General features: G+C 53.3%; 25 protein-coding genes. 17 read left to right on the top strand and 8 right to left on the bottom strand.

From position 1 onward, the window contains the following. The first annotated feature begins 49 nt into the window (after nucleotides 1-49). From galP to ruvX, 7 genes are all read left to right on the top strand, one after another. On the top strand, nucleotides 50-1,444 hold the full coding sequence (gene galP, locus HU143_RS04100; protein ID WP_001113171.1) for a galactose/proton symporter: 1,395 nt from the start codon (nucleotides 50-52) through the stop codon (nucleotides 1,442-1,444). A gap of 78 nt (nucleotides 1,445-1,522) precedes the next feature. Next, complete coding sequence (locus HU143_RS04095; protein ID WP_000856775.1) at nucleotides 1,523-2,020, top strand: SprT family zinc-dependent metalloprotease; 498 nt, start codon at nucleotides 1,523-1,525, stop codon at nucleotides 2,018-2,020. Between the two features lie 94 nt (nucleotides 2,021-2,114). Further along, complete coding sequence (endA, locus tag HU143_RS04090) at nucleotides 2,115-2,822, top strand: deoxyribonuclease I (RefSeq protein WP_001650639.1); 708 nt, start codon at nucleotides 2,115-2,117, stop codon at nucleotides 2,820-2,822. A gap of 76 nt (nucleotides 2,823-2,898) precedes the next feature. Continuing rightward, nucleotides 2,899-3,630: a 16S rRNA (uracil(1498)-N(3))-methyltransferase gene (rsmE, locus tag HU143_RS04085; RefSeq protein ID WP_001222489.1), complete on the top strand. Its 732-nt coding sequence runs from the start codon at nucleotides 2,899-2,901 to the stop codon at nucleotides 3,628-3,630. Between the two features lie 19 nt (nucleotides 3,631-3,649). Then, nucleotides 3,650-4,597, top strand: coding sequence for a glutathione synthase (gene gshB, locus HU143_RS04080; protein ID WP_000593248.1), 948 nt, complete (start codon nucleotides 3,650-3,652; stop codon nucleotides 4,595-4,597). Nucleotides 4,598-4,812: 215 nt separating this feature from the next. Next, nucleotides 4,813-5,376 carry a YqgE/AlgH family protein gene (locus tag HU143_RS04075; RefSeq protein WP_001053167.1) on the top strand — a complete coding sequence of 188 codons (564 nt, stop codon included), beginning with the start codon at nucleotides 4,813-4,815 and terminating at the stop codon, nucleotides 5,374-5,376. Further along, entirely contained in the window at nucleotides 5,376-5,792 is a 417-nt protein-coding gene (gene ruvX / locus HU143_RS04070) for a Holliday junction resolvase RuvX (protein WP_001285491.1), read from the top strand. Before HU143_RS04075 ends, ruvX begins: the two co-directional genes overlap by 1 nt. 46 nt (nucleotides 5,793-5,838) lie before the next feature. Here ruvX and HU143_RS04065 read toward each other — a convergent pair whose 3' ends face one another. Beyond that, nucleotides 5,839-6,525 (bottom strand): IclR family transcriptional regulator domain-containing protein, encoded by a 687-nt coding sequence (locus HU143_RS04065; protein ID WP_023226761.1) that lies wholly within the window; start codon nucleotides 6,523-6,525, stop codon nucleotides 5,839-5,841. A gap of 129 nt (nucleotides 6,526-6,654) precedes the next feature. Beyond that, nucleotides 6,655-7,635, bottom strand: coding sequence for a type IV pilus twitching motility protein PilT (locus HU143_RS04060; protein ID WP_023226760.1), 981 nt, complete (start codon nucleotides 7,633-7,635; stop codon nucleotides 6,655-6,657). A 17-nt stretch (nucleotides 7,636-7,652) separates the two neighbouring features. Here HU143_RS04060 and HU143_RS04055 point away from each other — a divergent pair, with 17 nt between their 5' ends. From HU143_RS04055 to hemW, 5 genes are read left to right on the top strand one after another with little or no spacing between them, the layout of a single operon-like run. Further along, nucleotides 7,653-8,357 (top strand): YggS family pyridoxal phosphate-dependent enzyme, encoded by a 705-nt coding sequence (locus tag HU143_RS04055; protein ID WP_000997790.1) that lies wholly within the window; start codon nucleotides 7,653-7,655, stop codon nucleotides 8,355-8,357. 18 nt (nucleotides 8,358-8,375) lie between these two features. Further along, nucleotides 8,376-8,942, top strand: a complete 567-nt coding sequence (locus HU143_RS04050) for a YggT family protein (RefSeq protein ID WP_001094848.1) — start codon at nucleotides 8,376-8,378, stop codon at nucleotides 8,940-8,942. Next, the gene (yggU, locus tag HU143_RS04045) at nucleotides 8,939-9,229 is read left to right on the top strand and encodes a DUF167 family protein YggU (protein ID WP_001277203.1); all 291 of its coding nucleotides are present in this window, start codon (nucleotides 8,939-8,941) and stop codon (nucleotides 9,227-9,229) included. The genes HU143_RS04050 and yggU overlap by 4 nt, the downstream gene beginning before the upstream one ends. Nucleotides 9,230-9,236: 7 nt before the next feature. Beyond that, nucleotides 9,237-9,830 carry an XTP/dITP diphosphatase gene (locus HU143_RS04040; protein WP_001174773.1) on the top strand — a complete coding sequence of 198 codons (594 nt, stop codon included), beginning with the start codon at nucleotides 9,237-9,239 and terminating at the stop codon, nucleotides 9,828-9,830. Beyond that, nucleotides 9,823-10,959, top strand: a complete 1,137-nt coding sequence (gene hemW, locus HU143_RS04035; protein WP_001096530.1) for a radical SAM family heme chaperone HemW — start codon at nucleotides 9,823-9,825, stop codon at nucleotides 10,957-10,959. Before HU143_RS04040 ends, hemW begins: the two co-directional genes overlap by 8 nt. A 91-nt stretch (nucleotides 10,960-11,050) precedes the next feature. Here hemW and HU143_RS04030 read toward each other — a convergent pair whose 3' ends face one another. The 5 genes from HU143_RS04030 to trmB all read right to left on the bottom strand — a co-directional run bounded on the left by HU143_RS04030 (nucleotide 11,051) and on the right by trmB (nucleotide 15,240). Beyond that, entirely contained in the window at nucleotides 11,051-12,058 is a 1,008-nt protein-coding gene (locus HU143_RS04030; protein ID WP_023226759.1) for a DUF1202 family protein, read from the bottom strand. A 132-nt stretch (nucleotides 12,059-12,190) separates the two neighbouring features. Beyond that, nucleotides 12,191-13,237, bottom strand: a complete 1,047-nt coding sequence (gene ansB, locus HU143_RS04025; RefSeq protein WP_000394189.1) for an L-asparaginase 2 — start codon at nucleotides 13,235-13,237, stop codon at nucleotides 12,191-12,193. Nucleotides 13,238-13,425: 188 nt separating this feature from the next. Beyond that, entirely contained in the window at nucleotides 13,426-14,145 is a 720-nt protein-coding gene (locus HU143_RS04020; RefSeq protein ID WP_000984827.1) for a DUF2884 domain-containing protein, read from the bottom strand. Between the two features lie 49 nt (nucleotides 14,146-14,194). Next, a complete protein-coding gene (locus HU143_RS04015) occupies nucleotides 14,195-14,521 on the bottom strand; it encodes a YggL family protein (protein WP_001107574.1) in 327 nt (108 codons plus the stop codon). Beyond that, the gene (gene trmB, locus HU143_RS04010) at nucleotides 14,521-15,240 is read right to left on the bottom strand and encodes a tRNA (guanosine(46)-N7)-methyltransferase TrmB (protein ID WP_000786890.1); all 720 of its coding nucleotides are present in this window, start codon (nucleotides 15,238-15,240) and stop codon (nucleotides 14,521-14,523) included. The genes HU143_RS04015 and trmB overlap by 1 nt, the downstream gene beginning before the upstream one ends. 154 nt (nucleotides 15,241-15,394) lie before the next feature. Here trmB and mutY point away from each other — a divergent pair, with 154 nt between their 5' ends. The 4 genes from mutY to HU143_RS03990 all read left to right on the top strand — a co-directional run bounded on the left by mutY (nucleotide 15,395) and on the right by HU143_RS03990 (nucleotide 19,421). Then, the gene (mutY, locus tag HU143_RS04005; protein WP_001148959.1) at nucleotides 15,395-16,447 is read left to right on the top strand and encodes an A/G-specific adenine glycosylase; all 1,053 of its coding nucleotides are present in this window, start codon (nucleotides 15,395-15,397) and stop codon (nucleotides 16,445-16,447) included. Between the two features lie 27 nt (nucleotides 16,448-16,474). After that, the gene (locus HU143_RS04000) at nucleotides 16,475-16,750 is read left to right on the top strand and encodes an oxidative damage protection protein (protein WP_000091706.1); all 276 of its coding nucleotides are present in this window, start codon (nucleotides 16,475-16,477) and stop codon (nucleotides 16,748-16,750) included. 112 nt (nucleotides 16,751-16,862) lie between these two features. Continuing rightward, entirely contained in the window at nucleotides 16,863-17,948 is a 1,086-nt protein-coding gene (mltC, locus tag HU143_RS03995) for a membrane-bound lytic murein transglycosylase MltC (protein WP_000976289.1), read from the top strand. Between the two features lie 216 nt (nucleotides 17,949-18,164). Next, nucleotides 18,165-19,421 carry a nucleoside permease gene (locus tag HU143_RS03990; RefSeq protein ID WP_001049804.1) on the top strand — a complete coding sequence of 419 codons (1,257 nt, stop codon included), beginning with the start codon at nucleotides 18,165-18,167 and terminating at the stop codon, nucleotides 19,419-19,421. 61 nt (nucleotides 19,422-19,482) lie between these two features. On the opposite strand, the gene HU143_RS03985 is transcribed toward HU143_RS03990, so the two are convergent. Continuing rightward, a complete protein-coding gene (locus HU143_RS03985; RefSeq protein WP_023226758.1) occupies nucleotides 19,483-21,618 on the bottom strand; it encodes an ornithine decarboxylase in 2,136 nt (711 codons plus the stop codon). A gap of 425 nt (nucleotides 21,619-22,043) precedes the next feature. Between HU143_RS03985 and HU143_RS03980 the strand changes: the two genes are divergently transcribed. Further along, on the top strand, nucleotides 22,044-22,751 hold the full coding sequence (locus HU143_RS03980; RefSeq protein ID WP_000234466.1) for a DUF554 domain-containing protein: 708 nt from the start codon (nucleotides 22,044-22,046) through the stop codon (nucleotides 22,749-22,751).

Below are 22,751 nucleotides of genomic sequence, written 5' to 3'. Positions count from 1 at the left end.
TCACCTACTCTTAACATCGATAAAATTGCTAACCCAACCGGAGGGCATAATGCCTGACAATAAAAAACAAGGGCGTTCCAACAAGGCCATGACATTTTTTGTCTGCTTTCTTGCAGCCCTGGCAGGATTACTTTTTGGCCTGGATATCGGCGTTATCGCCGGTGCTTTACCCTTCATTACCGACGAGTTTCAGATTACCGCACACACTCAGGAATGGGTGGTCAGCTCCATGATGTTTGGCGCGGCCGTCGGCGCTGTCGGCAGCGGCTGGCTCTCCTTTAAGCTGGGTCGTAAAAAAAGCCTGATGATCGGCGCTATCCTGTTCGTCGCCGGTTCGCTGTTCTCCGCTGCGGCGCCTAACGTTGAAGTCCTGATTATTTCTCGCGTGCTGCTGGGTCTGGCCGTCGGCGTCGCTTCCTACACTGCACCGTTGTACCTGTCCGAGATCGCGCCGGAAAAAATTCGCGGCAGTATGATCTCAATGTACCAACTCATGATCACCATCGGGATTCTGGGCGCTTATCTGTCCGATACCGCGTTCAGCTACAGCGGCGCATGGCGCTGGATGCTCGGCGTGATCATCATCCCGGCCATTCTGCTGCTGATCGGCGTCTTCTTCCTGCCGGACAGCCCGCGCTGGTTTGCGGCGAAACGCCGTTTCCATGATGCTGAACGCGTCCTGTTGCGCCTGCGTGACACCAGTGCGGAAGCAAAACGTGAGCTCGATGAAATTCGCGAAAGTTTGCAGGTTAAACAGAGCGGTTGGGCGCTGTTCAAAGAGAACAGCAACTTCCGCCGCGCCGTGTTTCTTGGCATTTTGTTGCAGGTAATGCAGCAATTTACCGGGATGAACGTCATCATGTATTACGCGCCGAAAATCTTCGAACTGGCGGGGTACACGAATACCACGGAGCAGATGTGGGGCACCGTTATTGTTGGTCTGACTAACGTGCTGGCAACCTTCATCGCTATCGGCCTGGTTGACCGCTGGGGCCGCAAGCCGACCCTGACGCTGGGCTTCCTGGTCATGGCGATTGGTATGGGGATTCTGGGTACGATGATGCACATCGGCATCCATTCGCCGTCTGCGCAATACTTCGCTATCGCTATGCTGCTGATGTTCATCATTGGATTTGCGATGAGCGCTGGTCCGCTGATTTGGGTACTGTGCTCCGAAATCCAACCGCTGAAAGGCCGTGATTTCGGCATCACCTGCTCCACCGCGACCAACTGGATCGCCAATATGATCGTCGGCGCAACGTTCCTGACCATGCTGAACAATCTGGGTAACGCCAACACCTTCTGGGTCTACGCTGGCCTGAACGTACTGTTTATCCTGCTGACCCTGTGGCTGGTGCCGGAAACCAAACACGTTTCGCTGGAACACATTGAACGTAACCTGATGAAAGGTCGTAAACTGCGCGAAATCGGCGCCCACGACTAATCCCTCCACGCTTCCTCCTGCCACAGGAGGAAGCGTTTTTCTTGCAGTCCCTCTTCCGTCGCACTATTCTCTGCCGCTATGAAAACCCCTCGTCTCCCTATCGCTATCCAGCAGGCCGTGATGCGCCGTCTGCGGGAAAATCTCGCCCAGGCGAACCTCAAGCTCGATAGACATTATCCGGAGCCGAAACTGGTGTATACGCAACGCGGCACCTCGGCTGGCACCGCCTGGCTGGAGAGCTACGAAATCCGCCTCAACCCGGTGTTACTGCTGGAAAACATCGACACCTTTATAGCAGAGGTCGTGCCGCATGAACTGGCGCATCTGTTGGTGTGGAAGCACTTCGGACGCAAGGCTCCGCATGGCAAGGAATGGAAGTGGATGATGGAAAGCGTGCTGGGCGTTCCGGCCAGACGTACTCATCAATTTGCGCTGCAATCCGTACGGCGCAATACCTTTCCCTACCATTGCCAATGCCAGCAACATCAACTCACCGTCCGCCGTCATAATCGGGTAGTACGCGGCGAAGCGGTTTATCGTTGCGTTCACTGCGGCGAACCACTGGTCGCCGGGTAGTTCCCGAAACGTCCGGGAACTTTCCTGAGCGGACTGATTGCATACAGACACAACTTTCGTTACGTTGCGGGCTCGTTTTGCTATGGAGTGTGCAATGTACCGTAATTTTTCTTTTGCCGCTGCGTTGCTGGCCGCAGCGTTTTCAGGCCATGCCCTGGCCGACGGCATTAACAATTTTTCTCAGGCCAAAGCGGCGAGCGTCAAAGTCAATGCCGACGCGCCCGGCAGCTTTTACTGCGGGTGCCAAATCCGCTGGCAGGGTAAAAAAGGCGTCGTAGACCTGGAGTCCTGCGGCTATAAGGTGCGTAAAAACGAGAATCGCGCCAGACGCATTGAGTGGGAGCACGTTGTCCCCGCCTGGCAATTCGGTCATCAGCGCCAGTGCTGGCAGGACGGCGGGCGAAAAAACTGCGCTAAAGACCCGGTCTACCGCAAAATGGAAAGCGATATGCATAACCTGCAACCCGCGATTGGCGAAGTGAATGGCGATCGCGGCAACTTTATGTATAGCCAGTGGAACGGCGGCGAAGGTCAGTACGGGCAGTGCGCCATGAAAGTGGATTTTAAAGCGAAGCTCGCCGAGCCGCCCGCCCGCGCCCGTGGCGCAATCGCCCGCACTTATTTTTATATGCGCGACCAATACCAACTGAAACTTTCCCGCCAACAAACGCAACTTTTTAACGTCTGGGATAAGCAGTACCCCGTTACCGCCTGGGAATGCGAGCGCGATGCGCGTATCGCGAAGGTCCAGGGTAATCATAATCCCTATGTGCAACGCGCTTGCCAGGCGCGAAAGAGCTAACCTACACTAGCGGGATTCTTGTTAACCCATGCCCTGGATAGCCAAACGCCGGGGCCATGACGCGGATTTTTTTATTATGCGTATTCCCCGCATTTATCACCCTGAATTGTTGACGTCCGGTACGCAGATTTCGTTATGCGAAGATGCGGCCAACCATATTGGTCGTGTACTGCGCATGGGACCGGGACAAGCGTTACAGCTGTTTGACGGCAGTAATCAGGTATTCGATGCTGAAATCATTAGCGCCAGTAAGAAAAGCGTTGAAGTGCAAGTGATGAAAGGCGAAATCGACGATCGTGAATCGCCGCTGCATATCCATCTGGGCCAGGTGATGTCGCGCGGTGAAAAAATGGAATTTACTATCCAGAAATCGATCGAACTAGGTGTAAGCCTCATTACGCCACTGTTCTCTGAGCGCTGCGGCGTTAAACTGGATAGTGAACGTCTGAACAAAAAGCGCCAGCAGTGGCAAAAGATCGCCATCGCCGCCTGCGAACAATGCGGGCGTAACCGGGTGCCGGAAATTCGCCCGCCGATGGCGCTGGAAGCCTGGTGCGCCGAGCAAGATTCCGGGCTGAAGCTCAATCTTCATCCGCGCGCCCATGCCAGCATTAACACTCTGCCGCTGCCGGTTGAACGCGTCCGACTGCTAATCGGCCCGGAAGGCGGGCTGTCGGCGGACGAAATCGCGATGACCGCGCGCTATCAGTTTACTGATATTCTGTTAGGACCTCGCGTTCTGCGTACTGAGACAACCGCGCTCACCGCCATTACCGCGCTACAGGTGCGTTTTGGCGACTTAGGATGAAGCGTTAACGGAGAAAATAATGATCAAGCTCGGCATCGTGATGGACCCCATCGCACACATCAACATCAAGAAAGACACCAGTTTCGCTATGCTGCTGGAAGCCCAACGTCGTGGTTATGAACTTCATTATATGGAGATGGCCGACCTTTATCTGATTAACGGCGAAGCCCGCGCCCGCACGCGAACGTTGAGCGTGGAGCAAAATTACGATAAATGGTACGAGTTCGGCAGCGAGCAGGAGATTAAACTCGCCGATCTGGACGTCATTTTGATGCGTAAAGATCCGCCGTTTGATACCGAGTTTATTTATGCGACCTATATTCTGGAACGCGCTGAAGAAGAAGGGACGCTTATCGTCAACAAACCGCAAAGCCTGCGCGACTGTAATGAAAAACTGTATACCGCCTGGTTTGCCGATCTGACGCCGGAAACGCTGGTAACGCGCAATAAAGCGCAGCTCAAAGCGTTTTGGGAAAAGCACGGCGATATCATTATGAAACCGCTGGACGGTATGGGCGGCGCGTCCATTTTCCGCGTTAAGGAAGGCGATCCTAACATAGGCGTTATTGCCGAAACGCTGACCGAGCTGGGCAACCGCTACTGCATGGCGCAGAACTATTTGCCCGCGATCAAAGATGGCGATAAGCGCGTACTGGTCGTCGACGGCGAGCCGGTGCCTTACTGCCTGGCGCGTATTCCGCAGGGCGGCGAGACCCGCGGCAACCTGGCGGCTGGTGGTCGCGGCGAACCCCGTCCGTTGAGCGAAAGCGACTGGGAAATCGCCCGCCGCGTTGGACCAACGCTTAAAGCCAAAGGGCTTATTTTCGTCGGTCTGGATATTATCGGCGACCGCTTAACGGAAATTAACGTGACCAGCCCAACCTGCGTGCGTGAAATCGAAGCGGAATACCCGATCTCTATCACCGGGATGTTGATGGACGCCATCGAAGCGCGTCTGGCGAAGTAGACGTTTATTGCCCGGTGGCGTGCGCTTACCGGGCCTGAGCAATCACGCCGCCCCGGTCGGATAAGGCGGCGCGTCAGCATCGCCATCCGGCAGTCTATTGCCCGATAAGGCCGCCGTCCTTTGGCAAAAGACGGCTTATATGAGTGACAACCGTCCGCTTTCCCCACATACTGAACGCTGTCGTTTTTTTGAACCAGGAAACAGAACCTCTGACAATGAATTTACAGCATCACTTTCTTATTGCCATGCCTGCGCTCCAGGACCCGATTTTCCGCCGTTCCGTAGTGTATATTTGCGAGCATAACCAGGACGGCGCTATGGGGATTATTATTAATAAGCCTTTGGAAAATCTGCAAATTGAAGGGATTCTGGAAAAACTAAAAATTACGCCGGAACCGCGCGATTCGGCAATTCGTCTTGATAAAGCCGTGATGCTCGGCGGCCCGTTGGCGGAAGATCGCGGATTTATTCTCCATACTCCGCCGTCACGTTTCGCCTCCAGCATTCGTATCTCAGACAATACCGTGATTACCACCTCCCGCGATGTGCTGGAAACGTTAGGTACCCAACAACAGCCTTCCGATGTGCTGGTCGCGCTGGGCTACGCCTCCTGGGATAAAGGCCAGCTTGAACAAGAGTTGCTTGATAACGCCTGGCTTACCGCGCCCGCCGATCTCAATATTTTGTTCAAAACGCCCATTGCCGAGCGCTGGCGCGAAGCGGCAAAACTTATTGGCATTGATATTCTGACCATGCCTGGCGTTGCGGGGCACGCCTGATGAGCGACACCTTACTGGCCTTTGACTTCGGCACAAAAAGCATCGGCGTTGCAATAGGACAACGCATTACCGGCACCGCCCGTCCGCTTCCTGCAATCAAAGCACAGGACGGCACGCCCGACTGGACGCTCATTGAACGTTTGCTGAAAGAGTGGCAGCCGGACGAAATTATTGTCGGGCTACCGCTCAATATGGATGGCACTGAACAGCCGCTGACGGCGCGCGCACGTAAATTCGCCAACCGTATTCATGGGCGTTTCGGGGTAACTGTCACGCTGCACGATGAACGACTCAGCACCGTTGAAGCACGCTCCGGTCTGTTTGAACGAGGTGGGTATCGCGCACTGAACAAAGGCAAAGTGGACTCGGCCTCCGCCGTGATTATCCTCGAAAGCTATTTTGAACAGGGGTATTAAAGCCGTTTTTGTCAGCAGGCGGATAACGCGGTCACGGTTGCCAGGCTTACTGGGCAATAAGCTGGTTTAATGCCTTCAACGCCTGTAAACGCGCAGCCGCCTCCGCCTCATCAATCCGCCACATTCCCGCAAAGGCCAGCGCTGCGGCGTGCTTGCCTAGCGGTTGCGCCATAGAAACTTCACCATCAGCGTGATGCCACAGCACGTATCCCCGCTGGCGCTGCTGCGCCACATGCGGCGCCAGATTACGCCACTGCTCCGGAGTAAAGCGCTGCATTAGCGCCTCATCGCTTTCTGCCGCCAGTAACGCCACCCCTGGTACCGACTGCCAGGCCGGGCACATGCGAAACCCCGCCAGCGCCTGACTTCCCTGCGACCCCGGCGTAGAGTGATAAATATAGATAATCTGGTCTTCCCATAGCACGCCTAATGCCACCACGATGTCTTTGGGCGCATGGCGTTCAAGGATAGGCAACGCATGGGAGAACAGCGCTGAACCGCGAATCGCCTGCGCCGCCAAAGCATGAATGCCTGGCCCGGGTAAATAGCGTCGGTGCTCATCCTGCATCGTGAGTCCAATAGAGGCCATCGTCATTAACAGGCGATTAACGCGCGTGGTATTAATATCCATCAGCCGGGCAAGCTCGCGACATCCGATAGCACGGTCGCTGGAAACCAGATATTGCAGACAGCGAATGCCATCTATCAGGCTTTGATTCGGTTGTGATGACATCGTTAAATGACTTCGCTGTGGTTTTAACAAAGCTGCGATTTTAACGCCGGTTCGCCAGGATACAAGCCTGTATGCCGTTCAATCCACCGCGCCAGTCAACACTTCCCCTTCCCTACGCCGCCATCTTCGCTACAGCCGTCCCTGCGCCTGACGCCATTGCGCGCTCTGGGCGAATGTCATCATCCCCTGCTGCTGCCCGGTTTGTATCTCGTGGGCCAACTGATGGAGTTTGCCTTCACGGATCAAATTCCCTGTGGCTGGCGTATTAATCAGTAATTCAAACAACGCCACGCGCCCATCCTGTCTGTCGACCTCCAGTTTTTGTGATAGTACGGCGCGCAGACTACCCGCCAGTTGGCTGCGTACTGGTTCTTTTTCCTGCGCCGGAAAACTATCCACTAATCTTTCCACCGCCTGCGCCGCACCGCGAGTATGCAGGGTTGCCAGTACCAGATGCCCCGTTTCCGCCGCCGTCAGCGCCAGGCGAATGGTCTCGCTGTCACGCAGCTCTCCCAGTAAAATGACATCGGGATCTTCACGTAACGCCGCGCGCAGCCCGGCGGCAAAAGTGGCGCAATGCTGGCCGATTTCCCGCTGCTGTATCAGGCAACGCTTGCTGGTGTAACGGTACTCAATAGGATCTTCCAGCGTCAGGATGTGTTTATCGGCATGTTGATTAAGATGTCCCACCATCGCCGCCAGCGTAGTGGATTTCCCGCAGCCAGTAGCGCCAGTGACCAGAATCAGTCCGTTCTCGCTGGCAAGCAGTGCGGGTACTATCGGCGGCGTCTGGATTTCCGCCAGATCAGGACAACGCTCGGGCAATAGCCGTAGCGCCAGCGACGTTCCCTGTTGATGTGTGAACGCACTGGCGCGCAGGCGCCGCGTGCCAGACAGCGAGACGGCGAAATCAAGCTGGCCGTGCTTTCGCCACTGATATTGTTGCGCGTCATTAAGCCAATCAAGCAGAAGCCTGTCGACATCAGGCGCGGTAAAAGGCGCGGTCTCCATGCGTCCTTGTTTGCGCCATCGCGCAGGCCAGGCGTTACACAGGTGTAGATCCGAGACGTTATGCTTTACACTAAGCGTCACAATTTCTTCCATATTCATATAAACATCCTCGGAAAATGAACGATATCGCGCATAACCTGGCACACATCCGGGACAAAATCTCCGCCGCGGCGACGCGTTGCGGCCGCTCTTCAGAAGAAGTTACGTTGCTTGCAGTGAGTAAAACCAAACCTGCGAGCGACATCGCAGAAGCCATTGCCGCCGGACAACGGGCATTTGGTGAAAATTATGTACAAGAGGGGGTGGAAAAAATCCGCCACTTTCAGGAAGCGAAAGTGGAAGGCCTGCACTGGCACTTTATTGGCCCTTTACAGTCCAACAAAAGTCGGCTGGTGGCCGAGCATTTTGACTGGTGTCATACCATCGATCGCCTGCGTATCGCCTCGCGGCTGAGCGAACAGCGTCCGGATAATCTGCCGGCGCTAAATGTTCTGATCCAAATTAATATCAGCGATGAAAACAGCAAATCAGGCATTCCGCTGGCGGAACTGGATGAGCTGGCCGCGGCGGTGGCAACACTGCCGCGTCTGCGGCTTCGCGGGCTGATGGCGATCCCGGCACCAGAGTCAGATTATGTAAGGCAGTTTGAAGTCGCACGTCAAATGGCTGTAGCATTTGCCGGGCTGAAAGCGCGCTACCCTGACGTTGATACCCTATCTCTGGGTATGAGCGACGATATGGAAGCCGCGATTGCGGCAGGTAGCACAATGGTGCGCATCGGCACCGCTATCTTTGGTGCTCGTGATTACACAAAAAATTAAGGAAAACTGAGGAACGCCATGAATACGTTGACCTTCCTGCTCTCAACGGTAATTGAGCTGTATACCATGGTGCTATTATTGCGCGTGTGGATGCAGTGGGCCCGCTGTGACTTTTACAACCCTTTCTCCCAGTTCGTGGTGAAAATTACGCAGCCCATCATCGGACCGCTGCGTCGTATTATCCCACCAATGGGGCCGATTGACAGCGCTTCCCTGCTGGTGGCGTTTATTCTTAGCGTTATTAAGGCGATAGTGCTGTTTAAGGTAATTACGTTTCAGGCGATTATCTGGATTGCCGCGGTGCTTATCTTACTTAAAACAATCGGCCTGCTGATCTTCTGGGTGCTGCTGGTCATGGCTATCATGAGCTGGGTGAGCCAGGGTCGTAGCCCAATTGAATATGTATTGATTCAGCTTGCCGAGCCGCTGCTCAGCCCGATTCGCCGTATACTGCCTGCGATGGGCGGCATCGACTTCTCGCCGATGGTTCTGGTGCTGCTGCTGTATGTCGTTAATATGGGGATCGCTGAAGTCTTACAAGCAACAGGCAACATGTTGCTGCCGGGGCTGTGGATGGCGTTATGAGTGCTGTGACTCGCTGCGAAGACGGTCTGGTGTTACGGCTTTATATTCAGCCGAAAGCCAGCCGCGACAGTATTGTGGGCTTACATGGCGACGAGGTGAAAGTCGCCATTACCGCCCCGCCGGTTGACGGCCAGGCAAACAGCCATCTGATCAAGTTTCTAGGTAAACAGTTTCGCGTGGCGAAAAGTCAGATCGTCATCGAAAAAGGCGAGCTGGGCCGTCACAAACAGGTAAAAATTATTCACCCGCAACAGATCCCGCCGGAAATTGCGGCGTTAACTGAGTAGGTATTCCATGCAAAAAGTTGTTCTCGCAACCGGCAACGCCGGTAAAGTGCGCGAGCTCGCGTCGCTGTTAAGCGATTTTGGGCTTGATGTGGTAGCGCAAACGAAACTGGGCGTTGACTCTGCGGAAGAAACCGGCCTGACGTTTATTGAAAACGCGATTCTCAAAGCGCGCCATGCCGCTAAAATGACCGGTCTGCCCGCCATTGCCGATGACTCCGGTCTGGCCGTTGACGTTTTAGGCGGCGCGCCGGGTATCTATTCCGCGCGCTATTCTGGCGAAAACGCGACAGATCAGCAAAATCTGGAAAAACTGCTGCATACTCTACGAGATGTTCCGGACGACAAACGCCAGGCGCGATTCCATTGTGTACTGGTTTATTTGCGTCATGCCGAAGATCCCACACCGATAGTCTGTCACGGTAGCTGGCCTGGCGTCATTACTCGCCAGGCGGCCGGAAATGGCGGATTTGGCTATGATCCCATTTTCTTCGTACCGTCTGAAGGCAAAACCGCCGCAGAACTGACCCGTGAAGAAAAAAGCGCGATTTCCCACCGTGGACAAGCGCTCAAGCTGCTGCTGGATGCGTTACGCAATGGCTAAACTACCGCCGCTCAGTCTTTATATTCATATTCCCTGGTGTGTACAAAAATGTCCATATTGCGACTTCAATTCCCATGCGTTGAAGGGCGAGGTGCCGCATGACGACTACGTCCAGCATCTGTTAAGCGATCTGGATGCCGACGTCGCCTGGGCGCAAGGGCGTGAAGTAAAGACCATCTTTATTGGCGGCGGTACGCCAAGCCTGCTTTCCGGGCCGGCGATGCAAACGCTGCTGGACGGCGTGCGTGCGCGCCTGAATCTGGCGGCGGATGCGGAAATTACTATGGAAGCGAACCCCGGCACGGTCGAAGCCGACCGCTTCATCGACTATCAGCGCGCCGGCGTAAACCGGATCTCCATTGGCGTACAGAGCTTTAGTGAGCCTAAGCTGAAACGTCTTGGCCGTATTCACGGTCCACAAGAGGCGATGCGGGCAGCAAGACTGGCAAATGGGCTTGGACTACGCAGCTTTAACCTCGACTTGATGCATGGATTGCCGGATCAAACGCTGGAAGAGGCGCTGAATGATTTGCGACAGGCGATTGCGCTTAATCCGCCGCATCTCTCATGGTATCAATTGACGATTGAACCCAACACTCTGTTCGGTTCGCGTCCGCCGGTTTTACCGGACGATGACGCTCTGTGGGATATCTTTGAGCAGGGCCACCAGTTATTAACCGCCGCTGGCTATCAGCAATACGAAACGTCGGCCTATGCCAAACCCGGTTATCAGTGCCAGCATAATCTGAACTACTGGCGCTTTGGCGACTATCTGGGTATTGGCTGCGGCGCCCACGGTAAAGTCACCTTCCCGGACGGCAGGATCTTGCGCACCACCAAAACCCGTCACCCACGCGGTTATATGCAGGGACGTTACCTGGAAAGCCAGCGTGACGTGAGTGATGACGATAAACCCTTTGAGTTCTTTATGAACCGTTTTCGGTTGCTGGAGCGTGCGCCTCGCGCCGAATTTGTCGACTACACCGGGCTTACGGAAGCGGTTATTCGTCAGCCAATCGACGAGGCTATTGCCCAGGGCTACCTGACCGAATGCGAGCAATACTGGCAGATTACCCGGCACGGAAAACTGTTTTTAAACTCTCTTCTTGAGTTGTTTCTCGCGGAATAACAAGGAATAAGCCTGTCGCGCCAGCGGGTAAAATACCTGATGGCGCGCCGCTTACCGACCTGTGGCGGTTAATGCGCCGCCGGCGAGCGCATTATTTAATAACTCCTTTACGACGCAAATCGTCCGTATCTTTTTTCCAGCGCTCGTAACCGTTATTAATATCCATAATTTTCATGCGGATATCACTCTGTTGCATCTGAAGTTTCTGTACCGCTATATTCAGCGGATATTGTCCTTTCTCTAACGATATCCAGTCATTCTGCGCTTTTCGACGCAGCTCTTCTGATTTCAAAAATACCTGCCGCCGTTGCTCGTGTATGTCTAAATCCCTTTTCTGCTGAATAGCCGCTTCATTGCACGGCTCACTCTGCTGACGGCACGCGTCTAATGCCGGTTGATAGACCTCTTTTTCGTATTTCTCGGCATATACGCTGCTATCGTTGGCTTTTACATAATCATCGCGCTCTTTTAACGTCTTTTTAAACGCCTCGGCGCGGGTCAACGGCTTCCCATCAGCGCCTTTTCCCCAATATGCGTCCGCTTCTTTTTTAGCTACCGCTATTTTCTTATCCAGGGCAGAGAGTTGTTCTTCAAGACCGGGGATCGACGCTTTCTGCGCACGCCAGGAGGCTTCAATGTTGCCAAACCGATAGTTAAAGTCATCACTGTTGACGATCAGGTATTTATCATTCGTTTTAATGTCGTCAATAGCCCGGCCCTGATCGCTGGCTGCCATTTGTAATGAGTAATAGCTCACCGTCCAGCCAGAGGCTGGCGTCCCTTTGCTGGTTAACATGGCAGAAAATTTAACGGGACGATCTTTGGTCCAGGTTTTTTCAACAAAATAATAATCCGCCGCCATACCGACGCCGGTATACATATCTTCACGGGAAGAAATATCCCCTTCGGCAGACCAGGTGGCCTGATTGCCCGTCGAATCAAGATTTTTTAAGGTAATGGAATCCAGTTTAAGTATGTCGTGGTACTGCTTACTAAACTGTTCTTTTAAGATGTTATCGGAGGGTTGAGCAACCTCTGCCCAACTATAGCCTGAAATCAGGGCAAACAGCGCTGCGCCAGCAATCCATTGTCGAACCACTTGTGGACCTCCCGTCCAGAGACATGACGCCCACGATTATCATAACTAGGATGATAATTAGCAAGATAATAGTGTTGATTGTGCGAGAGGTCTTCCAAAGATAGCCCCGGCCTTCCGACCGGGGCATTATCTTTAATACTGATTGAACATCGTCTGGATCTGTTTTGGATCTTTAGTCTGGGTTAACGCCAGTTGCAGTAAGACACGCGCTTTTTGCGGGTTCAGCGTGCCGGAGGCGACAAAGCCGTATTTTGCATCGTCAACTTCCGCATCCTGCGTGGTTGCGCCAGTCGGCACACGTGAAGAACGCACCACTACCGTACCGTTGTGCGCGGCGGTCGCCAGGGTATCAAAGACCGTTTTATACAGGTTGCCGTTACCCACGCCTGCGCTCACGATCCCGTCATAACCCGCGTCTACCAGCGCTTTTGCCGGCAGATCGGACGCATTCGCATAGTTATAAACGATACCGACTTTCGGCAACGCGGTCAGCTTCGACACGTCGAACGGGGTGGAGGTGGTATGTTTACGCTCTGGCGTACGCTGGTAGTCAATTTTACCGTTGTGGATATAACCCAGCGGGCCGTAGTTAACCGCTTTAAACGTCGCCACGTCAGTCGTATTGGTCTTAGTGACGTCGCGTCCGTCCATGACGGTATCATTCATTACCACCAGCACGCCGCGATTGGCAGACTGTTTATCAGCCGCTGTTACTACCGCATTATAGAGGTTGAACGGGCCATCTGCGCTCATTGACGTGGAAGGACGCATCGCGCCGACCAGTACCACTGGTTTATTGCATTTCACGGTCAGATCGAGGAAATAAGCGGTCTCTTCCATCGTATCAGTACCGTGGGTGATCACGAAACCGTCGGTGCTGTCGCACTCGGTATTGATTTTTTTCGCCAGCGTGAGCCAGACTTCATCGTTCATATCCTGCGAGCCAATGTTAACGACCTGCTCGCCTTTCACTACCGCAATGTCCTTCAATTGAGGAACGGCATCCACCAGATTTTCGACACCGACTTTACCTGCCGTATAATTTGATTTTGTTGCTGAATCACCGCCGCCAGCGATCGTTCCGCCGGTCGCTAAGATGGTGATATTCGGTAAAGCGAACGCTGCGCCGCTGAAACCCATTACCAGAGCAGCTAATGCCGTTTTCCTGAAAAACTCCATGTTATATCTCCAGTTATGTCAACTGGTCGCATTATCCCTATATTGCAGACGAATAATGTGACGCCATACGATTAACCAGCGATATATATCCGACAGAGAGTATTTTTTAGAGATGGATAACAAAATGCAGGAAAAAACAGAATAAAAAGGCGCAGATACGATCTACGCCATTGTTTAAAAAGGAAAGATTACTTCAGGCTGCCAACCAGCGCTTTGCGGCTATCTTCTAAGGTCACTACGCGGCTACAGACATCTTTGCCAAACTGCTGGAAATCTTTCTCCTGGTTTTTCCATTCATTCTGGATAGCGGTTTGCAAACCACCGAGACTGCCCATCACACCCTGTAAAGGATTGCCGCCGCCTTTAAGCACCGCTTTGGCGCCCATTTCGTTAATGCTGTCCTGCAAAATACCGCCCATCGCCTGATTCACCAACTGCTGACCGTCGGCACGCACCTGGTCGATAGCCTTATAGTGGAACGTCAGGCCGTCCGTACGATGTTCGATAATGCGGTTCATTTGCGCTTTTAATTGCGCATCAAGCTTCGTCAGACGGCTACGCATGTTGCTGCTTTCGCCCACCTCTTTAGCGATGATTTTATCCAGCGCCACGCGGCCTTTTTCGACGCGCGATCGGGCGCCTTCATCAATCCACGGCAGCGCGCTTCGCAGTTCCGCCTGGTAATCTTTCGCCTGCTCGCGCTGCGCGGCGCTAAGGGTGTACTGCTTACCGTTGTACATCACATTGCCGTCCGGCGTGATCACCAGGTTGCCGTTTTCACCTTTCACCTGCACCGTTTGTGGACTCAGGATCACATCGTCACGCGGCGTGACGCTGCATTTGTAATCTGCATGAGCGGCCATCGCCGTAAACGTTAGCACTGCCGCCAGCAGCGTTTTGCGCATCATAACTTTCCCTCAAGACAAAGCGGGCCGGCATTTGCCGACCCTGTACTTATTAGTCCCACCAAACGTCGAAAAGTTCGCTGGTTCGGACTTCTTCAAGGTTGCGCGCTTCCAGCCACTTACGCACAATCGCCTGATGTTCTTCGGTACATTTACCGATTTCCTGCATACAAATCAGCCCTTCCCAGGCCAGGTAGCCGCTGCCGTCAAACGCCAGTTTATTAGGCTCAATAACGTCATTAATAAAGTCATCGACAGTCTTATCGACCTGCTCTTCAGATGTACCTTCCGGAAAACGCCATGCCACCGAAAATCCTAATTCCTGGAATTCGTCAATGTGCATTTTTTTACGCAGACGACGACTACGGTTCTTTGCCATTATTTCACCCTCTCGAACATTAAGTCCCATACGCCATGACCAAGACGATGGCCACGTTGTTCAAATTTCGTTACCGGGCGCGATTCCGGGCGCGGTACATAATCATTGCTCTCTGACAGATTTTTGTACCCGTCGATAGAAGACATGACTTCAAGCATGTGTTCCGCATACGCTTCCCAGTCGGTCGCCATATGGAAAACGCCGCCCAATTTCAGCTTGCTCAATACCAGTTCAGCAAACGGCACCTGAACGATACGGCGTTTATTATGACGCGCTTTATGCCACGGGTCAGGGAAAAAGAGCTGAACCATCGATAAAGAATTGTCAGGAATCATTTTATGCAACACTTCTACCGCGTCGTGGCACATGACACGCAGGTTTTCAACGCCCTCTTCATGAGCGGACGCCAGACACGCGCCGACACCGGGTGAATGCACTTCAATGCCGAGGAAATTCTGCTCCGGGCGCGCTTTCGCCATCGCCACGAGTGACGCCCCCATGCCAAAACCAATCTCCAGCGTCACCGGCGCTTCGCGACCAAACAACGTGGCGAAATCTACCGGCGCTTCGCTGAACTCGACGCCCATCACCGGCCAGTAGTTTTCCAGCGCGTGCTCTTGCCCCTTTGTCAGTCGCCCCTGGCGACGAACAAAACTACGAATACGGCGCAGCGGGCGACCGTTTTCATCAAATTCCGGTGAAATGACGTCGTTTTTCATAAAAGTGTAGTCTGCTGTGTTTGAGTTCTGAAAACGGGCATTATCCAAAGTTAGTTGCCGGATGCAAGCATGAAGCGCACTGCGGAAAGTTCCGGTTTACACCCTGCGGCCTCTGTGCTGCAATCTTGCCCCCGGCAATAATGAATGAGTTTCCATGCAAGCGTCTCAATTTTCAGCCCAGGTTCTGGACTGGTACGACAAATACGGGCGGAAAACGCTGCCCTGGCAAATTAACAAGACGCCTTACAAAGTATGGCTCTCGGAAGTCATGTTGCAACAAACGCAGGTGACGACGGTGATTCCTTACTTTGAGCGATTTATGGCGCGCTTTCCGACGGTGACGGATTTAGCGAATGCGCCGCTTGATGAAGTGCTCCATTTATGGACCGGGCTCGGCTATTACGCCCGCGCGCGTAATTTGCATAAAGCGGCGCAACAGGTGGCGACGCTTCACGGTGGAGAATTCCCGCAAACTTTTGCCGAAATCGCCGCGCTACCCGGCGTCGGGCGTTCAACCGCTGGCGCAATTCTCTCCCTCGCGTTAGGTAAACATTATCCGATTCTTGATGGAAACGTTAAACGTGTGCTGGCTCGCTGTTATGCTGTTAGCGGCTGGCCTGGAAAAAAAGAGGTGGAGAATACGCTGTGGACGTTGAGCGAGCAAGTGACGCCCGCACGCGGCGTGGAGCGTTTTAATCAGGCGATGATGGATCTGGGCGCGATGGTTTGTACGCGCTCAAAGCCAAAGTGCACCCTGTGTCCGCTGCAAAACGGTTGTATCGCCGCTGCGCATGAAAGCTGGTCACGCTATCCGGGCAAGAAACCGAAACAGACGTTGCCGGAGCGGACGGGTTACTTTTTATTGTTACAGCATAATCAGGAGATTTTCCTGGCGCAGCGCCCTCCCAGCGGTTTATGGGGCGGACTCTACTGCTTCCCGCAGTTCGCCAGCGAAGATGAATTACGTGAATGGCTGGCGCAACGGCATGTTAACGCTGATAATTTGACCCAGCTTAACGCGTTTCGCCACACATTTAGCCATTTCCACCTGGATATTGTGCCTATGTGGCTTCCCGTGTCGTCACTGGACGCCTGCATGGATGAAGGCAGCGCGCTCTGGTATAACTTAGCGCAACCGCCGTCAGTCGGACTGGCGGCCCCCGTGGAGCGCTTGTTACAGCAGTTACGTACCGGAGCGCCAGTTTAACGCCCCGGTCGATGAAGAGGATGACTTATGAGCAGAACGATTTTTTGTACTTACCTGCAACGCGACGCTGAAGGGCAAGATTTTCAGCTCTACCCTGGCGAACTGGGAAAACGTATCTATAACGAGATCTCTAAGGACGCGTGGGCGCAGTGGCAGCATAAGCAGACCATGTTGATTAACGAGAAAAAGCTCAACATGATGAACGCCGAGCACCGTAAGCTGCTGGAACAGGAGATGGTGAGCTTCCTGTTCGAAGGCAAAGACGTTCATATCGAAGGTTATACGCCGGAAGATAAAAAATAGGCCCGTTGCTAAATGAGGCTGCGCTTATTCGGCCTGTGAGTTATGCCGGATAAGCTCTTAGCACCGCTGCCCGGCAACATGGCATAACGACAACACAACATGCACTCCCGGAATGATGAAAAAATTACTCGCGCTTGCTGTTATTGCGCCGTTGCTCATCTCCTGCTCCAGTTCGACCAAAAAAGGCGAGACGTATAATGAAGCCTGGGTCAAGGATACCAACGGCTTTGATATTTTGATGGGGCAATTTGCCAACAATATTGAAAATCTGTGGGGATATAAGGAAGTCCTGATCGCCGGGCCGAAAGACTACGTCAAATATACCGATCAGTTCCAGACCCGTAGCCACATCAACTTTGATGATGGGACCATTACCGTTGAAACCATCGCCGGGACGGAACCTACCGCACATCTGCGCCGGGCCATTATTAAAACGTTGCTCATGGGTGACGACCCAACCTCCGTCGATCTTTACTCCGATGTCGATGACATAAAAATTTCTAAAGAACCCTTCCTGTATGGTCAGGTCCTCGACAATACCGGCCAGCCTATTCGCTGGGAAGGCCGTGCCACGACATTCGCGGATTACTTGCTGAAAACGCGGCTCAAAAGCCGCAGTAACGGCCTGCGTATTATTTACAGCGTCACCATTAATCTGGTGCCGAACCACCTTGATAAACGCGCGCATAAATACATTGGCATGGTACGCCAGGCCTCCCGTAAATACGGCGTTGACGAGTCGCTGATTTTGGCGATTATGCAAACGGAGTCCTCGTTTAACCCGTATGCGGTCAGCCATGCGGATGCGCTGGGCCTGATGCAGGTGGTGCAACACAGCGCCGGGAAAGATGTTTTCCGTTCTCAGGGTAAGTCCGGCACGCCAAGCCGTAACTTCCTGTTCGACCCCGCCAGCAATATCGATACCGGCACAGCGTATCTGGCGATGTTGAATAATGTCTATCTAAGCGGTATTGAGAATCCGACGTCGCGGCGCTATGCGGTCATTACTGCCTATAATGGCGGCGCAGGCAGCGTATTACGCGTATTCTCGAACGATAAGATTCAGGCCGCGAATATGATTAACCGCATGTCGCCGGGGGATGTGTACCAGATATTAACCACCCGACATCCATCTGCGGAGTCGCGCCGCTATCTGTATAAGGTGAATTCCGCCCAGCGATCGTATCGCCGCCGATAAACCATCGCATCCCGCCTCTGGCTGGCAAATGACAGAGGCGGGAAAGGCAAAAGTGTTAACTCCGTCACCCTTTTGCTTTGCAATCAGAAATTGTTTGCAAATATTTGTCACAGGTAACAAAAAAAACCCGCCTCTCATTGATAGAATCACACCAAATCACAACGGCAAATGTGCCTTTTAAAACATTCATCCGCTCTCAGGTGTGAGGAAATTAACATGAATCTTAAGCTGCAGCTTAAAATACTCTCTTTTCTGCAGTTCTGTCTGTGGGGAAGCTGGCTCACTACCCTGGGCTCGTATATGTTCGTCACCTTAAAATTTGACGGCGCATCTATTGGCGCAGTTTATAGTTCACTGGGGATTGCCGCCGTCTTTATGCCGACCTTGTTAGGCATTGTGGCTGACAAATGGCTGAGCGCGAAATGGGTCTATGCCCTGTGTCATGTCGTCGGCGCCATCACGCTATTCATGGCCGCGGAAGTCACTACGCCTGGGGCGATGTTCTTTGTGATCCTGCTTAACTCGTTGGCCTATATGCCGACGTTGGGCTTGATCAATACCATATCGTATTACCGCCTGCAGTCTGCCGGCATGGATATTGTGACTGACTTTCCGCCTATCCGTATCTGGGGCACCATCGGCTTTATTCTGGCGATGTGGGGCGTGAGTTTCTCCGGTTTCGAGCTGAGCCATATGCAGCTTTATATCGGCGCGACGCTTTCCGTTCTGCTGGTACTGTTTACCTTTACCCTGCCGCACATTCCGGTGGCGAACCAACAGAAAAACCAGAGCTGGACATCAATGCTGGGCCTTGACGCTTTTGCGCTGTTTAAAAATAAGCGGATGGCGATTTTCTTCATCTTCTCCATGATGCTGGGCGCGGAACTGCAGATCACTAACATGTTTGGCAACACCTTCCTGCATAGCTTTGATAAAGATCCGCTATTCGCCAGTAGCTTTATCGTGCAGCACGCCTCGGTGATGATGTCGATTTCGCAGATTTCTGAAACGTTATTCATCCTGACCATTCCGTTCTTCCTGAGCCGTTATGGTATTAAGAACGTTATGCTTATCAGTATTGTGGCGTGGATGCTGCGTTTCGGCCTGTTCGCTTATGGCGACCCAACGCCGTTCGGTACCGTTCTGCTGGTATTGTCGATGATTGTGTACGGCTGCGCCTTCGACTTCTTCAACATTTCTGGCTCGGTGTTTGTCGAAAAAGAAGTACGCCCGGAAATCCGCGCCAGCGCGCAGGGGATGTTCCTGATGATGACCAACGGCTTCGGCTGTATCCTGGGCGGCATTGTGAGCGGTAAAGTGGTGGAGTATTACACTCAAAACGGCATTACCGACTGGCAGACCGTGTGGCTCATCTTCGCAGGCTACTCGCTGGTGCTGGCCTTTGCGTTCGTAGCCTTGTTCAAATACAAACACGTTCGCGTTCCGGCAAGTTCGCAACCCGTTGCACATTAATCCTTGCCCTGTTTCGCAGGCCGGATAAGGCGTAAATGCCTTATCCGGCCTGCAGGCAACGTTACTTTAAAACATATCCATACAAGCGTTTAATTCCATCGGCATCGGTCTCGCTATATACCCCCTGCAATTCCGGCGAAAAACCGGGCAACAGATTGATGCCCTCTTCCAGCGCCAAAAAATAACGCTGCGCCGCGCCGCCCCAAATCTCCCCCGGCACCACGCACAGTACGCCCGGCGGGTATGGCAATGCCCCCTCGGCAGCAATACGCCCGCCCGCCTCGCTGATACGCACCAGCTCTACATCGCCGCGAATAAAGGCGCTGTTGGCATCCTGTGGGTTCATCGCCACATGCGGCAGGCTTTCTTTGCGGAACATCGCTTTTTGCAGATCCTTAACGTCAAAGCTAACGTACAGATTGTGCATCTCCTGACATAGCTCACGCAGGGTGTAATCGCGGTAGCGCACCGGGTATTTCTCAAAAACCGTCGGCAATACATCCGCAAGCGGCGTATCGTCTTCAATGTGCCGTTCAAATTGCGCCAGCATCGCGACCAGCCGCGCCAGTTTCTCTTCGCTCTCGGCGGGTGTCAGCAAGAACAGAATCGAGTTGAGATCGCATTTCTCAGGCACAATACCGTTCTCACGCAGATAGTGGGCGAGAATGGTCGCCGGGATGCCGAATTCGGTGTACCGCCCACTATCGGCATCAATACCTGGCGTGGTCAGTAACAGTTTACAGGGGTCGACAAAATACTGGTCATCCGCATAACCCTCAAAGCCATGCCATTTCGCCGCGGGTTCAAAACTGAAGAAACGACGATTGCTGGCAATGGTCTCCGTCGGATATGCCTGCCACGGCTTGCCGTCAACCACCAGTGGGATAAAGGGCTGAAGCAGTTTGCAACGGGCGAGAATGGCTTTACGCGCGTCAATGCCCAGCGCAACGCACTCCGCCCACAGGCGGCGACCGCTCTCCCCTTCGTGGATTTTGGCATTGATATCCAGCGCCGCAAACAGCGGGTAGAACGGACTGGTCGAGGCGTGCAACATGAAGGCGTTGTTCAGGCGTTTGTGCGGACAAAAACGCGCCTGGCCGCGAATATGGTTATCTTTTTTGTGGATCTGCGAGGTTTGTGAGAACCCCGCCTGTTGCTTATGTACCGATTGGGTCACAAAGATCCCTGGGTCGTTTTCATTAAGCTCCAGCCGCAACGGCGAGGTATCCGCCATCATATTAATAAACTGCTCATAGCCTACCCACGCGGAGTCAAACAGAATGTAATCGCAGAGATGCCCGATTTTATCCACCACCTGACGGGCGTTGTAAATAGTGCCGTCATAGGTACCAAGCTGAATGATCGCCAGGCGGAACGGACGCGACGCATCGGCGCTTTCCGGCATCACGTCACGAATCTGGTCGCGCAGGTACGTTTCATCAAAACAGTGCGCATCAATACCACCGATAAAACCAAACGGGTTGCGCGCCGCTTCAAGATAGACCGGCGTCGCCCCGGCCTGAATCAGGGCGCCGTGGTGGTTGGATTTGTGATTATTACGATCAAACAGCACCAGATCGCCGCGCGTCAGCAAGGCGTTGGTGACCACTTTATTCGCCGCCGAAGTTCCATTCAGCACAAAGTAGGTTTTATCCGCATTAAACACTTTTGCCGCAAATTTCTGCGCGTGTTTGGCAGAACCTTCATGTATTAGCAGATCGCCAAGTTTCACATCGGCGTTACACATATCCGCACGAAACAGATTTTCACCAAAAAAGTCATAAAAATGGCGGCCTGCGGGATGTTTTCTAAAAAACTCGCCATGCTGGTGCCCCGGGCAAGCAAAGGTACTATTCCCCATGTCGACATACTGGGTCAGGGTGTCATAAAAGGGCGGCAGAAGTTCCGCTTCGTAGCGACTGGCGGCGTTTTCCAACTCCAGCCATTCCTGCGCGTTCCCGCCTATTACCGCCGTAACGCCGACAGGCGCGCTGACGGGTTCATCCGCAAGCATAAACACCGGCAGGTGAAAACCGGTGCGTTTAAGCAACGCCAGAATACCGCTACGGCTGTCGGCAGTGGTAATGACGACTGCGGCCACATCGGTAAAGTCGGTACTGTCCAGCGCCACTACGTTTCGGTGGGTGGAGAGACGGGGGATGAGTTCACCGCTGGCGGCAATATTCATTGATTTCATAAGCGCAAATACCCGTTTCGGGAGTAGAGTAACCCCGGACAAAGCCCGATGCCTTGCCCAACGAGATGCCGGGTCAAACTGGATACCAGCTCCGACCGCCAGACATCAGTAAAAACAGACTGTTTCTGATTTTACTGTTGTCCTGCAGTGAGCGTGCGCTGCCCTCACCGCATAGCGGGGACGACAAAAAAAAGGAAAGAAAGGGGCAAACCTCGCGCAGTCAGGCGACAGTGAAAACAATATAAAGGCGCTATGTTCATCCCGGCGAGCCCCATGCTGGCAGGAGAAATTTTGCGCAATCATGGCACCTTTCACCAGACGGCGCAAGGTAAAATCAGCGCTCTATACGTCACAGATAATCAAGCTATTAACAGCTTAATCGCGTGATAATAAGGCAATTTGAAAGACAAATAACAGGAGTCATTGTGGTAATTGGACCTTTTATTAACGCTGGCGCAATTTTATTCGGCGGCGTTATTGGCGCGCTGTTAAGTCAGCGTCTGCCAGAACGGATTCGCGTCTCAATGACGTCTATTTTTGGTCTGTGCTCTCTGGGAATTGGTATTCTGCTGGTGATGAAGTGCGCTAATCTTCCGGTGATGGTGCTGGCGACGCTGGTCGGCGCGCTTATCGGCGAGTTTTGTTTGCTGGAAAAAGGCATTAATGGCGCAGTCGCGAAAATCCAACAATTATTTATGGCATCGGGTAAGAAGCCGACACACGACTCATTTATTCAAAGTTACGTCGCTATCATTGTACTTTTTTGCGCCAGCGGCACCGGTATTTTCGGCGCGATGCATGAAGGGATGACCGGCGATCCAAACATTTTGATCGCTAAATCTTTTCTGGATTTTTTCACTGCCATTATTTTCGCCTGTTCGCTTGGCATCGCCGTTTCGGCGATTTGCGCGCCGATGTTGATTATCCAGTTAACGCTTGCCGCCTGCGCCACTCTCATTCTTCCGCTGACCACGCCGGCAATGATGGGCGACTTTAGCGCTGTGGGCGGACTGCTGCTGGTGGCGACCGGCTTGCGTGTATGTGGAATCAAAATGTTTCCGGTAGTGAATATGCTCCCGGCGCTGTTGCTGGCGATGCCGATTTCCGCCGCATGGGCGATGTTTTTTGCCTGA

It is taken from the genome of Salmonella sp. SJTUF14076, assembly GCF_015534835.1.
GTDB classification, from domain to species: Bacteria; Pseudomonadota; Gammaproteobacteria; order Enterobacterales; family Enterobacteriaceae; genus Salmonella; species Salmonella enterica.
Note: the sequence above shows the minus strand (reverse complement) of the source record. Positions and strands in the feature narration are given on the sequence as shown.

Excerpts from the sequence above, each read along its gene's own strand:
- HU143_RS04020 (WP_000984827.1), bottom strand. The coding sequence starts at position 14,145 with ATGATGCGCAAAACGCTGCTGGCGGCAGTGCTAACGTTTACGGCGATG.
- yggU (WP_001277203.1), top strand. The coding sequence starts at position 8,939 with ATGAGTGCTGTGACTCGCTGCGAAGACGGTCTGGTGTTACGGCTTTAT.
- HU143_RS04050 (WP_001094848.1), top strand. The coding sequence starts at position 8,376 with ATGAATACGTTGACCTTCCTGCTCTCAACGGTAATTGAGCTGTATACC.
- HU143_RS04065 (WP_023226761.1), bottom strand. The coding sequence starts at position 6,525 with ATGTCATCACAACCGAATCAAAGCCTGATAGATGGCATTCGCTGTCTG.
- ansB (WP_000394189.1), bottom strand. The coding sequence starts at position 13,237 with ATGGAGTTTTTCAGGAAAACGGCATTAGCTGCTCTGGTAATGGGTTTC.
- endA (WP_001650639.1), top strand. The coding sequence starts at position 2,115 with ATGTACCGTAATTTTTCTTTTGCCGCTGCGTTGCTGGCCGCAGCGTTT.
- galP (WP_001113171.1), top strand. The coding sequence starts at position 50 with ATGCCTGACAATAAAAAACAAGGGCGTTCCAACAAGGCCATGACATTT.
- rsmE (WP_001222489.1), top strand. The coding sequence starts at position 2,899 with ATGCGTATTCCCCGCATTTATCACCCTGAATTGTTGACGTCCGGTACG.
- mutY (WP_001148959.1), top strand. The coding sequence starts at position 15,395 with ATGCAAGCGTCTCAATTTTCAGCCCAGGTTCTGGACTGGTACGACAAA.
- hemW (WP_001096530.1), top strand. The coding sequence starts at position 9,823 with ATGGCTAAACTACCGCCGCTCAGTCTTTATATTCATATTCCCTGGTGT.
- HU143_RS04015 (WP_001107574.1), bottom strand. The coding sequence starts at position 14,521 with ATGGCAAAGAACCGTAGTCGTCGTCTGCGTAAAAAAATGCACATTGAC.
- trmB (WP_000786890.1), bottom strand. The coding sequence starts at position 15,240 with ATGAAAAACGACGTCATTTCACCGGAATTTGATGAAAACGGTCGCCCG.
- HU143_RS04095 (WP_000856775.1), top strand. The coding sequence starts at position 1,523 with ATGAAAACCCCTCGTCTCCCTATCGCTATCCAGCAGGCCGTGATGCGC.
- HU143_RS04075 (WP_001053167.1), top strand. The coding sequence starts at position 4,813 with ATGAATTTACAGCATCACTTTCTTATTGCCATGCCTGCGCTCCAGGAC.
- gshB (WP_000593248.1), top strand. The coding sequence starts at position 3,650 with ATGATCAAGCTCGGCATCGTGATGGACCCCATCGCACACATCAACATC.
- ruvX (WP_001285491.1), top strand. The coding sequence starts at position 5,376 with ATGAGCGACACCTTACTGGCCTTTGACTTCGGCACAAAAAGCATCGGC.
- HU143_RS03985 (WP_023226758.1), bottom strand. The coding sequence starts at position 21,618 with ATGAAATCAATGAATATTGCCGCCAGCGGTGAACTCATCCCCCGTCTC.
- mltC (WP_000976289.1), top strand. The coding sequence starts at position 16,863 with ATGATGAAAAAATTACTCGCGCTTGCTGTTATTGCGCCGTTGCTCATC.
- HU143_RS04040 (WP_001174773.1), top strand. The coding sequence starts at position 9,237 with ATGCAAAAAGTTGTTCTCGCAACCGGCAACGCCGGTAAAGTGCGCGAG.
- HU143_RS04055 (WP_000997790.1), top strand. The coding sequence starts at position 7,653 with ATGAACGATATCGCGCATAACCTGGCACACATCCGGGACAAAATCTCC.
- HU143_RS04000 (WP_000091706.1), top strand. The coding sequence starts at position 16,475 with ATGAGCAGAACGATTTTTTGTACTTACCTGCAACGCGACGCTGAAGGG.
- HU143_RS04060 (WP_023226760.1), bottom strand. The coding sequence starts at position 7,635 with ATGAATATGGAAGAAATTGTGACGCTTAGTGTAAAGCATAACGTCTCG.
- HU143_RS03990 (WP_001049804.1), top strand. The coding sequence starts at position 18,165 with ATGAATCTTAAGCTGCAGCTTAAAATACTCTCTTTTCTGCAGTTCTGT.